We start from the raw sequence: 12,424 nt of genomic DNA, 5'->3' as shown, positions 1-12,424 counted from the left end.
TTCAACTCCTTCTCATGATATTAGTTTTTTAATCCAACAATTTTCTTATATAGCCATGGAGAAATGACAAGTGAAAGGATCGCTACCTTGCGAAAAGTGGTGAAATAAGCATCTTTCCATATTTCGCGTCGGTGCTGAACAATCCAAGTCCTCAGCTCGGCTTTCTCCTTTTGATACTCTTCACGTGAAGTAAAGATAATTTTATCGTAAACTGTGATGTACGACCAACATTCTCTGTTTATTAATTCGTATTTTAAATTAGGGAAGGCTTGTGAAACTTGAGCAATTATTTGCTTATAAACTTCTATTGTGTCAAATACATGTCGATTAACAGATGTTGTTGCACTTCCCTCACGATGATCATAATAATAAACAGGTTTGTCAATAAATACGCAACTGCATCTTGTCTTTAGTAGCAATTCAGTTAAAAACAAGGCATCTTCAGCTAGGTGATAATTGGTATTAAACTTTTCATCGGCAAGCAGGTCTCTCTTAAACAGTTTTGCGACTGGAAAAAATGATGTTCTGGTAGTCATCAGTAGTTCCTTCATGGTTTCTTCTGTTGACCAGAGTTCTGTTTTTTCTGAATGTGAAGGTAGGTCTGTTACAATGCCGTTTTTGATATGGTGCAGAGGAGCAATTACAAAGCCTACATTCAACCCTTCAGCTGCACTTGCTAAAGTAGCTAGGTAATCCTGGGTAACGAAATCATCGCTATCAATAAAGGTAACCCAAGAACCCGTTGCTAGCTGAATTCCCATATTTCTAGCATTTGAAACACCAGCATTTTCGATATGATAAACCTTGATATTCTCATACTGAGACGCTAAGTGATCACAGATCTGTCCACTGGAATCAGTAGAACCATCATTGATTAGGATTAACTCAAAATGGGCATAAGTCTGTTGAAGAATCGACTCCACACATCGCTCCAGATAAGCCTCTACATTGTAGACTGGAACGATAACGCTTATTTTTTCTCCCATCATGCTCCGTATTCTCCCTTGTACTCTGTGTAGCTCTTGTCCATGTCTGCTATAATGGCATCATGATGCGGTACTTGCTTGTCCGCTGGCGGCGGTGTCATATAATCCCCAAAAGCAGTGCTGAGATAGGCATCATAGCCGACTGGGATGGGCATCTCGGTTCCTTCAAATGGCAAGAAAAGATTGTCTTCAAAGGATGCGATTGGGTACTTGTTTCTCATGTAACCAGGACCTGAGCATAATTCCGTAATGCCATCGCTCTCAGCCAGACTATACTTGGTCATTTCTTTTTCAGCTTTTTTCCAAATGCGATAACGTAGAGATTTTGGAGTCAGGCCGAGTAAGATGCGACTTCCCCATTTCATGACGGCACCATGCTTTTCTGGGATAGTTTGGGCACAAAAGAGTGAATAGATCAAGGCCCAACGGACTTGTTTCTTACGTTCAGCTGGATTTTTAGGATAATAATCTAAAGGTAACACATCCAAAGCTAAACCGTGTGGTAAATCCAAATCCTTTTGATAAGGCTTGATACAAGTTGTTTCCTTATCACGAATGGTAATAAAAAGGTTACGATCTACAAAATCCTTGTGACTCTTTGACAAAAAATAACGTTCATCTGCATAACGAGGCCATAGTTCAACTAATTTTTCATAGTCCTTGCGAGGCATGAAAAAGTCTAGGTCATCATCCCAAGGAATGAAGCCCTTGTTACGAAGGGCACCAATAGCCCCTCCACCACAGAGATAGCACAACAAGTCATGTTCTTTACAAAATGCGACGAAATATTCAGCCATTTCCAGACTACGAGCCTGAATCGCTTTCAAATCACTCATGTTTCTCCTCTTCTGTCCAATAACGAGTTATATCGTTTTATTATACCATAAAAAAGCCTTAAAAATCCATCAGAGAGTAAGAAAAATCAAAGCCTAAACCACTTTTTTGCTAGTGATTTAAACTTTGATTTTCTTTATAAGAGTTTTCTATCTCATTCCCATTTGGGCGAGTTTAGTCTTGTATTTATTTTGATCGACAAGGAGAGCCTGCCCTCCATAAACATCGTAGTCATCTACCCAGTCACCAAGTTCGGGAACAGTTAATCTTTCGATACCATTCTGAGCGCCTTCTATGACAGATAAACCATTGGTCAACAAGAAGCTATACGGTAAATTGGTCGAAGTCATCGCAAAGACTTTTCCAAGTGCCTCAGATCCTGTAAAGAGTTTGGTTGGATCTTTGACCTGTTCAAGAACGGCTGACATCACTTGTTGCTGACGTTTTGTGCGTCCGTAGTCTCCTTCATCATCATCACGGAAGCGAGCATAGTTGAGCAAGGTAGAACCATTCATCTGCTGTTTTCCAACTTTGATGGTTTGAGTTGGCGACTCTGTTTCTGTTGCATGAAGGTCGTCTCCGACTGTGGCTTCTGTCAGAGGTTGACCATTCAGAGTTGAAAATTGAGCATCGATAGTCACTCCTTCAGGGAAAAGGGTGTCAATAGCTGTTGCAAAAGCCTGAAAGTCAACTAAGGCGTAGTACTTGATATCCAAGTCAAAATTATCTTTTAGAACCTTGCGGACCATTTCTGCCCCTTTTTGCCCTTCTTGTTCTCCAAGTTCATAGGCAACATTAAGTTTGTTATCTGTTTGTTTCTGGCCATTTACAATCTTACTATACCCGTCGATATAAACCAAGTTGTCACGCATAAAGCTGACGAGCTTAATCTTCTTATCCGATCCACTGACATTCAGTACCATGATCGTGTCGGTACGGGTTTCTGCACTATTTTGACCAATACGGCCATCTGTCCCCATGATTAGGATATTCACACCATCTTTGGTATCCTGACCGTTAAAAACTTCTACTTGGGCTGCCTTGGCATCAGCTGGCTTATTGCTTGGATTGGCTGCCGACTGGAATCCTCGAAGAAACATGAAAATCATCCCTGCAGCCACACATGTAATCAATAGCAAGAACCAAGTCAGTATTCGTTTAAAGCGAAATCTTCTTTTTTTCTTTTTGACTTTAGGAAGAGGAGCTACCTTTTCACGTTTCTTAGCCCGACTTCTATTTCCATAAGTCGGAAGATTAATGTCTCTACCCCAAGATTCTTCTTTTTCTTCTTGGTAGGAAGGGTGAACTTCTTGCTTGGGTCCTGTCATCTTTTGCTGCAGGTAATCAAACTCCTTTCGCTCCCGATCATTGAGGTAGTGAAAATTCTTAAAGAGATAGTCATAACGTAACTGCTCATGATGACTTAAAGGGTTTTCATTGCTCATAGGCACTCCTTTCCTAAATCCCTAATAGTGAAAATAGGGTAGGTCCCCAGTATCTTGTACTGGATCCCAATTGTTTCTAGTTCTTGTCTGGCAAAATGAACCAGCTCTTTGGCACTATAATCCACATCTATAATGAAAAAGTACTCACCTAGTGCCGTTTTGAGGGGACGACTTTCTATCTTGGTTAAGTCAATACCTCGCCAAGCGAAGGTTGAAAGAGCCTTGTAGAGGGCACCGGGAAGGTTGTCCGGTAAGGTTAAGGCCAAACTCATTTTTTCAGTTTGTGATTTCATATGGATAGTGGGAATCTCAGACCCTAAAACCCAAAAACGAGTGAAATTGGCTTCCATTTCTTGGATATCTTCTGCTATCAATTCCAAGCCATATTCTTCGGCAGAACTTCTTGGTGCAATGGCTGCATAAGGCTGGTCTGGATGTTCCGAGATAAAGCGGGCTGCATAGGCTGTGCTTGCCGTCACTTCAAGCTGGGCTTCTGGATAATGCTCATCGATAAACTTTTTCCCTTGGGCCAAAGCCTGAGGATGAGAAAAAATCTTTTCAATCTTAGTATGACCAGGAACTGCCATTAGTTGCTGATGAATGGGTTGTACTATTTCTGCAACAGCCTGAATGTCCGCCTGATGAAAAAGATAGTCCAAGCTTTCACGCACACTGCCTTCGATAGAGTTTTCAACTGGCACCACAGAATAATCCACCAAGCCTTGTTCATAGGCCTTGATAACATCTGTAATATTGGCAAAAGCCTGCAATTCCTCATTAGGAAAAGCAGCCTGCACAACGTGGTGTGAAAATGATCCCTTGGGACCTAGATAGGCAATTTTCATCTCAGTTCCTCTATAATTTCCTCTGGGCTTAACTTGGTCACATCTAGAAGCCGACTGGCTACTTCCTCATACCATGTCTGTCTTTCTTGGAAAATTCTGGCTAGTTCTTCCTTGCTATTATTTAGAAAAAGCGGGCGCTGATTGTCCTTATCAGCTGCGATACGTTGGTAGAGGGTTTCAAAATCGGCTTTTAGATAAATATTATCAGGATTAATCTTTAGCAAGTCACGATTTCTCTGAGAAATGACAACTCCTCCGCCAGTTGACACAACGTGATCCGTTTTTAGTAAGTCAGCTAGCACTTCTGACTCTACTTGACGAAAGGCCTCTTCTCCCTTTTCAGCGAAAAAATCCGCAATGGACATGCCCAAACGTTCCTTGATCAAAGCATCCATATCGATGTAGTCTGGGTCCAATCCTCTAGCGATTGTAGATTTGCCCGCCCCCATAAATCCGAGTAATACCTTAGCCATGAATCAAGGTCTCCAAATCATCAAAGAAGCTAGGATAGCTGGTATTGATGGCTTCAGCACGGTCAAGTTCCACTTCTCCATCAGCAACCAAGAGAGCTGCAATAGCTGTCATCATTCCAATTCGATGGTCACCAAAGGTATTGACTCTAGCACCATGAAGGGATGATTTCCCTTTGATAATCATTCCATCTGCTGTAGGTGTTATTTCCGCGCCCATGCTATTCAAGGCGTCAGCCACAACTTGAATGCGGTCTGTTTCTTTGACTTTAAGTTCCTCTGCATCCTTGATAACCGTCACTCCTTCTGCTTGGGTAGCAAGCAGGGCGATAATTGGTAATTCATCAATCAAACGTGGAATCAAGGCTCCACTAATTTCTGTCCCTTTCAGATTTGAAGTTTCAACCGTCAGAGTTGCGGATTTAGCGACTGGATCGATTTCAGTTATTTCTAGTTTTCCACCCATGGCGCGAATGACATCAAGAATCCCTGTGCGCGTTTCATTGATGCCCACATTCTGCAGCACTACACGAGAATCTGGCACAATCAAACCTGCAACTAACCAAAAGGCTGCACTGGAAATATCTCCTGGAACGATAACCTTTTGTCCAGACAATTTTTGCGGTCCTTGGACTGTGATTTTCTTTCCATCCACACTTAAATGGCCACCAAATTGCTGTAGCATATCTTCGGTGTGGTTACGAGTACACTCTTTCTCGAGAATAACTGACTCCCCTTGAGCCTGCAAGGCTGCAAACATCAAGGCTGACTTGACTTGGGCAGAGGCGATTGGCAACTCATAGTGAATTGGTGTTAGGTTTTTAGTGCCTTTCAAGTGCAGAGGAGGCAGGTCTCGCTCGGTTTGCCCTGAAATGCTGACTCCCATTTTTTTCAAGGGAAGGGTCACACGGTCCATAGGACGTTTGGATAGACTGTCGTCTCCAAACATCTCTACTTCGAAGTCTGCACCAGCAAGGACACCTGAAATCAGACGAATCGAGGTTCCAGAATTCCCCATATCCAAGGCGTTTTGCGGAGCTTTTAAGCCATCCATGCCCACACCTTGAATGGTAATCACACCGTCTGTATCCTCAATTTCAACACCAAGGTCACGAAAAACCTGCATGGTTGAAAGTACATCCTCACCACGCAGAATATCATAAACCTTAGTCTCGCCCTCAGCCAAACTTCCAAAAATAATCGAACGGTGGCTGATAGACTTGTCACCTGGAACCCGGATACTGCCATGTAAGTGGCGAATGTTTGTTTTTAGTTTCATAGTTGACCTCATACTTGCAATACTTTTCTTATTTTATCACAAAAAAGCCAGAAATTCCTGAAATTTCTGGCTTTTATACAGATAAAATACTATTTCAATAATTCTGAAACAGGTTCAAAGACAATTTTTTCAATGTCTGAAAGGTAAATAGACAATTGTTGCTGTTTAGCAAAGAAATCTGACAAAAGAGCGTTTTCTTGGATTTGCTTGCTGAAAGACTCCATCTTTTCTTGGAAAGAAGCATCTGGCATTTGTCCAGTTTGAGCCATGACTTGGATTTCTTGCTGGAAGGCAAGGTAATCTGCAAAAATCTTGCTGGCTTCCGTATCAGCTTGGATGGCATCTTTGGCTGCTTTAACAGTCTTGTATTCTGGTAATTCGCGTAACCCGCGGCTAAGTTCATTTGCACTATCGTAAATGTTTGACATGATTTTCTCCTTATTTGATGACGACTGTGTAGTCCGTATTTTCTGAAATGAAGCGCTCAGCTCGTTCTAAATCTTGAGCATTTTTAAATGAAATTTGTAGAATCCCGTGAACATCTTCACGGTTTTCTTCGTTGATGTGAATGTTGACCAAGGAAGTTCCTCTTAGCAATTCCAAAATTCGCAAGATAACATCTTCTTCATCGGGAACATCGACATAGAGGTCATAAGAACTATCCACACCACCACGCTTATGGATTTCCATGGCCTGACGTTGCTCACGCGCTTGGTTGAAAAAGTTCCAGATTTGTTCTTCATCTCCCTTGCTGATGGACTGACCAATCGCTTCCAAACGTTCCTTGAAATCCGCAATTCGATCTAGGATGGTCTCGCGATTGGACAAGAGAATAGAAGTCCACATACCTGGCTCGCTTTCCGCAATCCGAGTCATATCTCGAAAACCACCCGCCGCAAAGCGCCTTGCCATCTCATGTTCTTGAGCATAAACTGCCGTCTGCTCCATAAGGCTGGAAGCCAGAATATGAGGAAAATGGCTAATCTGAGAAGTCACCCGATCATGCTCCTTGGCATCAATCTCAATAAAACGAGCATGAAGGCCTGAAAACAGATCCTTCATTTCCTCAAGCGTGCCAGGACTTGTCAGACTCGAAGGTGTGAATATATAATAGGCATTTTCAAAGAGATTAACATCCGCAGAAGCTGCCCCTGTCTTGTGGCTACCAGCCATGGGATGAGCCCCGATAAAGCGAACAGGCTTGCCAGCTAAATACTGCTCCGTTGCTTCCACAATGGCTGACTTGGTTGAGCCGGCATNCGAGATAATGACACCTTCTTTCAAGTCTAAATCTGCCAGCTCCTTAATAAAAGCAATGGTCTGTTTGATTGGCAAGGTCAGGATGATGACATCTGCTAGGGGAGCGAAACTGGCAAAATCATCCGTCGCACGGTCAATCATCCCCCGCTCCAAGGCAATGCCTCTCGAAGCCTGACTGCGATTATAACCTAGAATTTCATAATCAGGATGATCACGCTTGATACCGAGCGCCATCGAAGCACCAATCAAACCTAGACCTGCGATATAGATGGTTTTTGCCATAAGGACTCCTTAATAGTTCTTTGTATAGTCTCGGTGCTTGGCAACTGCCTCTTTTAATTCTTCAAGATTATCTGATGAGAATTTTTCAAGAATTTCCTGCGCCAAAACGGTGGCAACAACGGCTTCCATGACCACACCTGCAGCTGGAAGGGCGGTCGGATCACTTCTCTCCACGGTTGCCTTGTAAGGTTCGTGGGTTTCGATATCCACACTCATAAGTGGTTTGTAAAGAGTGGGAATGGGTTTCATAACTCCACGAACAACAATTGGTTGCCCATTGGTCATACCACCTTCAAAACCACCTAGATTATTGGTACGACGAGTATAGCCGTCTTCTTTAGACCAGAGAATTTCATCCATAACTTGGCTGCCTTTGCGGTAACCAGCTTCAAATCCAAGACCAAATTCCACCCCTTTAAAGGCATTGATAGAAACAACTGCTTGGGCCAATCGCGCATCCAATTTTCTGTCCCATTGGACATAGGAGCCAAGGCCAACTGGAACGCCTCCGACGACTGTCTCTACAACCCCACCGATGGTATCACCGTCACGTTTGATTTGGTCAATATAGTCCTTGATTTCCTGTTCCCGCTCTTGGTTGACAATAGAAACTTCAGACTGGGCAGCTCGTTCCTTAATCTCAGCCACTGTCAGATTTTCAGGTACATCGATTTCCTTGCCACCAAAGACCACGACATGGTTGGCAATCTCCATATCTAGCTCAGCTAAGAGACGTTTGGCTACTGCCCCAACGGCTACTCGCATGGTTGTTTCACGAGCTGATGAACGTTCCAAAGAATTTCGCAAATCATCAAAACGGTACTTGATCCCCCCTACCAAATCGGCATGTCCTGGGCGAGGATGAGTGATTTTCCGCTTGCTTTTAAGGTGGTCTTCAATGTCCTCAGCAGACATGATATCTAGCCATTTCTGATGGTCCTTATTAATGACATCCATGGTAATCGGAGCCCCTGTTGTTTTCCCGTGGCGAACGCCCGATGTAAAGACAACCTGATCACTCTCAATTTTCATACGGCCACCACGACCGTAGCCACCCTGACGACGTTTCAGATCCTCGTTGATGTCCTCTACTGTTAAAGGAAGGCCCGCTGGAATTCCCTCGATAATTGTCGTCAGACGGGGGCCGTGTGATTCTCCTGCAGTTAAATATCTCATACGTTCTCCTTATTTTACCAAGTAGTCTTTCATCTCTTCCAGAGAAACTGGGTGAATGCTCGCTGAACCAAGCTCTGGTACCAAGACCAATTTCAAGGTGTTGCCACGCGCTTTCTTGTCATGAGTAAGAGCCTGATAAAGCTTGTCAACATCCCAGTTTTCATAGTCAACAGGCAAGCCAAATTTCTGGCACATCTCTCTAATGGACTGGGTTATTCCTTCTGGCATGAGGCCTTTTCCCTCAGCAACCTTGGAAATCTGAACCATGCCCATAGCCACAGCCTCACCATGCATGACCTTGCCGTAACCAGCTGTTGCTTCAAGGGCGTGGCCAATAGTGTGTCCAAAGTTGAGGTAAAGCCGAACACCGTTATCCAACTCATCCTCGACCACCATCTTGCGCTTCACCTGACAAGAATGTTCAATCAAAGTCTCCGCATGTTCCAGTATACTCTCAACAGAACCATCCAGGTCCGTTAAGAGAGCCCACAGTTCTGGATCCTCAATCAAGCCGTACTTGATAACCTCACCCATTCCTTCAATCAACTCTCTTTTTCCAAGCGTTTCAAGGACAAGCGGATCAATCAGAACCCCATCTGGTTGAGCAAAGGTACCCACCATATTTTTAGCAAAAGGAGTATTGACACCTGTCTTTCCACCGATAGAAGAATCAACCTGGGCAGTCAAACTAGTCGGAATCTGAACAAAGTGAATGCCCCGCATATAGGTAGAGGCTACAAAACCAGCCAGATCCCCAACAACACCTCCACCAAGAGCCACAATCCCATCGCTACGAGTTAAACCTTGCTTGACTAGAAATTCATAGACCTTCTGAACAGTGGTTAAATTTTTTCGTTCTTCGCCTTCTAAAAAGTCAAAAACGGCTACCTGAAAACCAGCATCTTCTAGGCTGAGTTTGACCCTCTCTGCATAGAGAGAGGCTACATGGTTATCAGTCACGATAACCACTTTTTGCGGTTGCCAGAGTTCTCGCAACCATTGACCAGCCTGAGCCAGACAACCTTTTTCAATCTGAATATCATAAGGATGATGCGGAATATCGATTCTGATTTTCATAGTAGGGTCTCCTTTTCACTATTTATATTTTTCTGTTAAGGACTGCCAAATCTCGTCTGTCGGCATTTCTTTACCTGTCCACAGTTGAAAAGCTTCAGCAGCTTGATAGAGCAACATTCCCAGACCATTAACAGCTGGATTGCCCTGGCTTCTAGCCCATTTCAAAAATGGCGTCTCAAAGGGTTGGTAAATGATATCTGCCACCAAGAGAGTTTCTGGTAAGACTATGCTTTCAGGAACTGGGGATGATTTGCCATCCATGCCCACACTGGTAGCATTGACTAATAAGTCCGACTCAGCAATCCTTGCTTGCAATTCAGAAAGATCTTCTAAAGCATACAAGTCCACTTTAAAACCTGTTTGCTCCTGCAACTTGTCTAGGTAAGGTCTTGTTTTTTCCATGGAAACTGAACGCACAAAGACTGAAATCTGACTGGCCCCGTCCAAAATGGCTTGGGCCAAGATTGATTTGGCCGCACCACCTGCTCCCAGAATGGTCATTTTCTTATCTGAGATTGTAAAAGAAGGCAAGCTCTTAAAAAATCCCTTGCCATCTGTATTATATCCAATTAACGTTCCGTCTTGATTAACAACTGTGTTGACCGCCCCAATCAAACGAGCCTCATCACTCAACTCATCCAGATAAGGAATCACTTGCTCCTTGTAAGGCATAGACAGGTTGATGCCAAACATCTGGTAACGGCGAATATTGGCGACTGTTTCTGCCAAATCACCCGCTTCAATCTCCCAAGCTACATAGGCACCATTAATAGCTGTCGCCTCAAAGGCCCTATTGTGAATAAAGGGTGAAATAGAGTGTTTAATGGGATTGGCAACAACTGCAGCTAAACGCGTATAGCCATCAAGCTTCATCCAAAATCTCCCTGATTTTCTTCATGTTTGATAGCGAAATCTGACCTGGGGCACTCGCTTCATCCAGACTAGCAAATGACCAACTTGAACCCGTCACATCTGAAGTAATGCGTGATACCTTGCCCATTTTCCCCATGGAAATGGTCACGTACTCTTGCTCAGGGTTGAGTGTTTTAAATCCTCGAGTGTAATTCATCAGGTCTAAAACATCCTGCTCCGTATGGGCCATAACTGATACCTTGACCACTTTCGGAGAGAGACTGGTCAACTCAGACAAAATTTCCATCATGTTTTCAGGTGTCTCCTGGAAATTATGGTAACTCAAAACAAGATTTGGAAAATCCAACATTTCCTCAAAAACGTCCTTGTAGCTGAAATACTCAAAATCTACATAATCCGGCTGATAAAGCTGAGTAACTTCCTTAATGATTTGAACATACTCTTCTGAGGAAAGTTCGATTTCTCCTCCCTCAGCGCGGGTCCGAAGGGTAAAGACCAGTTCGCGTCCTGCAAATTTCTCAAAGATAGCGGGTGCTACCTGTAAAATAGCGTCCTTTGTAAGAAAGTCCGCACGCCACTCAATGATATCGGCATCTTCATACCTAGTAGCATCCAGTTCTTGCGCTTCTTCTAAACTTCGTGGCATCACTGAAACGATTAATTTCATCTACTAACCTTCATACTAATCACCTTGAGGTAATTACTGCTTTCATCTTTTTTATTATAGGCAAAGTCTGCTGGAAGACCATATTGGTTCAAGACCTGATACCTTCTTCCTGCAAAACCTTTATCAATTTGTTCTGTAAATTTCTGACGGGAAACATTGGCAGCATTGGTACTGGCAATGATAATGCCTCCCGGATTTAAAATCTCTAGACTTTGGGAAATCAACTTGTGATAGTCCTTAGCTACAGAGAATGTTTGTTTTTTATTGCGGGCAAAGCTCGGCGGATCAAGCACAATCACATCATAGGTCAAGCCTTTTCGCTTAGCATACTTGAAGTACTCAAAGACATCCATGACGATAAAACGGTGATTGTCCGTGCTGAGTCCATTTGCATGAAAATGGGCTTCTGACAGCTCTCTGGACCGTTTAGCCAAGTCGACAGAAGTCGTCTCACTGGCACCTCCCATAGCTGCAGCAACTGAAAAGGCAGCCGTATAGGAAAACATATTGAGCAAAGATTTGCCCATAGCTAGGCCGTCAACCAGACTCCCACGAACCTCATGCTGGTCTAGGAAAATCCCTGTCATCAAGCCATCATTCATAAAAACCTGATAGAGCACGCCATTCTCAAGAACAGTAAAATAATCTGACGCTTCCTCACCATAAACATAGGCAGACTCGTAGTCTAGACCTTTAAAACGAATCTTTTCATAAGCCCCCAAGACCTCAGGAAAAACTTCCTTAAAAGCCTTTACGATCAGCTCACGAATCTGGTAAACAAAGGAGTTGTACCAAGAAAAGACAGCATAATCTCCATAGAGATCAACAGTCATACCACCAAAACCATCCCCCTCTTGGTTAAAAAGGCGAAAGGCAGTAGTCAAGTCATCTTGATAATAAGACTTCCTAGCTTCCTTGGCCTTACGAAACAGAGCTTCAAAGAAGTCTTGGTTAAAACCAACCTTCTCCCTGCTGATGAACCAACCGATTCCCTTGTTCTGCTGAGAAAGATAGGCGCTCCCTAAAAACTTTCCGTCTTGACTAAGAACTTCTACTTCCTGATCCGTCAGTTCAATATCTGTTAAATCACTCGCTTCCAAAAGAACTAGACCCTTAGTTAGCTTTTTTTCAACACGTCTGCTGACCCTAATTCTATTCATAGCTACTATTATAGCAAATTTTGTGACAATTCTCAAAAAAGAAACCGTTTAACCATTTGTACTTTAGTTT

Annotated in this window: 13 protein-coding genes; all 13 read right to left on the bottom strand. The window is 43.3% G+C overall.

What is annotated here, in order from left to right; translation table 11 throughout:
- Positions 1–20 precede the first annotated feature (20 nt).
- Positions 21–989 (bottom strand): glycosyltransferase family 2 protein, encoded by a 969-nt coding sequence (locus tag D8844_RS05230; RefSeq protein ID WP_000971794.1) that lies wholly within the window; start codon positions 987–989, stop codon positions 21–23.
- Entirely contained in the window at positions 986–1,822 is an 837-nt protein-coding gene (locus D8844_RS05225; protein WP_125422465.1) for a LicD family protein, read from the bottom strand. The genes D8844_RS05230 and D8844_RS05225 overlap by 4 nt, the downstream gene beginning before the upstream one ends.
- Positions 1,823–1,969: 147 nt before the next feature.
- Entirely contained in the window at positions 1,970–3,265 is a 1,296-nt protein-coding gene (locus D8844_RS05220) for an LCP family protein (RefSeq protein ID WP_125422462.1), read from the bottom strand.
- The gene (pheA, locus tag D8844_RS05215) at positions 3,262–4,110 is read right to left on the bottom strand and encodes a prephenate dehydratase (RefSeq protein ID WP_125422459.1); all 849 of its coding nucleotides are present in this window, start codon (positions 4,108–4,110) and stop codon (positions 3,262–3,264) included. The genes D8844_RS05220 and pheA overlap by 4 nt, the downstream gene beginning before the upstream one ends.
- A complete protein-coding gene (locus tag D8844_RS05210; RefSeq protein WP_042768156.1) occupies positions 4,107–4,583 on the bottom strand; it encodes a shikimate kinase in 477 nt (158 codons plus the stop codon). The genes pheA and D8844_RS05210 overlap by 4 nt, the downstream gene beginning before the upstream one ends.
- The gene (gene aroA, locus D8844_RS05205; RefSeq protein ID WP_042768155.1) at positions 4,576–5,859 is read right to left on the bottom strand and encodes a 3-phosphoshikimate 1-carboxyvinyltransferase; all 1,284 of its coding nucleotides are present in this window, start codon (positions 5,857–5,859) and stop codon (positions 4,576–4,578) included. Before aroA ends, D8844_RS05210 begins: the two co-directional genes overlap by 8 nt.
- Before the next feature lie 89 nt (positions 5,860–5,948).
- Entirely contained in the window at positions 5,949–6,287 is a 339-nt protein-coding gene (locus D8844_RS05200; RefSeq protein ID WP_042768154.1) for a YlbF/YmcA family competence regulator, read from the bottom strand.
- A gap of 10 nt (positions 6,288–6,297) precedes the next feature.
- Positions 6,298–7,401: a prephenate dehydrogenase gene (locus D8844_RS05195; protein WP_125422456.1), complete on the bottom strand. Its 1,104-nt coding sequence runs from the start codon at positions 7,399–7,401 to the stop codon at positions 6,298–6,300.
- A gap of 9 nt (positions 7,402–7,410) precedes the next feature.
- Positions 7,411–8,577, bottom strand: coding sequence for a chorismate synthase (aroC, locus tag D8844_RS05190; RefSeq protein WP_042768151.1), 1,167 nt, complete (start codon positions 8,575–8,577; stop codon positions 7,411–7,413).
- 9 nt (positions 8,578–8,586) lie between these two features.
- Positions 8,587–9,654, bottom strand: a complete 1,068-nt coding sequence (gene aroB / locus D8844_RS05185; protein ID WP_042768150.1) for a 3-dehydroquinate synthase — start codon at positions 9,652–9,654, stop codon at positions 8,587–8,589.
- 18 nt (positions 9,655–9,672) lie between these two features.
- Entirely contained in the window at positions 9,673–10,527 is an 855-nt protein-coding gene (locus tag D8844_RS05180; protein WP_125422453.1) for a shikimate dehydrogenase, read from the bottom strand.
- Positions 10,517–11,194, bottom strand: coding sequence for a type I 3-dehydroquinate dehydratase (aroD, locus tag D8844_RS05175; protein WP_000767778.1), 678 nt, complete (start codon positions 11,192–11,194; stop codon positions 10,517–10,519). The genes D8844_RS05180 and aroD overlap by 11 nt, the downstream gene beginning before the upstream one ends.
- A complete protein-coding gene (locus D8844_RS05170) occupies positions 11,191–12,354 on the bottom strand; it encodes a class I SAM-dependent rRNA methyltransferase (RefSeq protein WP_185757667.1) in 1,164 nt (387 codons plus the stop codon). Before D8844_RS05170 ends, aroD begins: the two co-directional genes overlap by 4 nt.
- Positions 12,355–12,424: the final 70 nt, after the last annotated feature.

The organism is Streptococcus oralis, from assembly GCF_003942875.1.
Classification (GTDB): domain Bacteria; phylum Bacillota; class Bacilli; order Lactobacillales; family Streptococcaceae; genus Streptococcus; species Streptococcus oralis_BX.
Note: the sequence above shows the minus strand (reverse complement) of the source record. Positions and strands in the feature narration are given on the sequence as shown.

What these genes read in the sequence shown, in the direction of transcription:
- D8844_RS05230 (WP_000971794.1), bottom strand. Translation starts at nt 989, where the DNA reads ATGATGGGAGAAAAAATAAGCGTTATCGTTCCAGTCTACAATGTAGAG.
- D8844_RS05225 (WP_125422465.1), bottom strand. Translation starts at nt 1,822, where the DNA reads ATGAGTGATTTGAAAGCGATTCAGGCTCGTAGTCTGGAAATGGCTGAA.
- D8844_RS05220 (WP_125422462.1), bottom strand. Translation starts at nt 3,265, where the DNA reads ATGAGCAATGAAAACCCTTTAAGTCATCATGAGCAGTTACGTTATGAC.
- pheA (WP_125422459.1), bottom strand. Translation starts at nt 4,110, where the DNA reads ATGAAAATTGCCTATCTAGGTCCCAAGGGATCATTTTCACACCACGTT.
- D8844_RS05210 (WP_042768156.1), bottom strand. Translation starts at nt 4,583, where the DNA reads ATGGCTAAGGTATTACTCGGATTTATGGGGGCGGGCAAATCTACAATC.
- aroA (WP_042768155.1), bottom strand. Translation starts at nt 5,859, where the DNA reads ATGAAACTAAAAACAAACATTCGCCACTTACATGGCAGTATCCGGGTT.
- D8844_RS05200 (WP_042768154.1), bottom strand. Translation starts at nt 6,287, where the DNA reads ATGTCAAACATTTACGATAGTGCAAATGAACTTAGCCGCGGGTTACGC.
- aroC (WP_042768151.1), bottom strand. Translation starts at nt 8,577, where the DNA reads ATGAGATATTTAACTGCAGGAGAATCACACGGCCCCCGTCTGACGACA.
- aroB (WP_042768150.1), bottom strand. Translation starts at nt 9,654, where the DNA reads ATGAAAATCAGAATCGATATTCCGCATCATCCTTATGATATTCAGATT.
- D8844_RS05180 (WP_125422453.1), bottom strand. Translation starts at nt 10,527, where the DNA reads ATGAAGCTTGATGGCTATACGCGTTTAGCTGCAGTTGTTGCCAATCCC.
- aroD (WP_000767778.1), bottom strand. Translation starts at nt 11,194, where the DNA reads ATGAAATTAATCGTTTCAGTGATGCCACGAAGTTTAGAAGAAGCGCAA.
- D8844_RS05170 (WP_185757667.1), bottom strand. Translation starts at nt 12,354, where the DNA reads ATGAATAGAATTAGGGTCAGCAGACGTGTTGAAAAAAAGCTAACTAAG.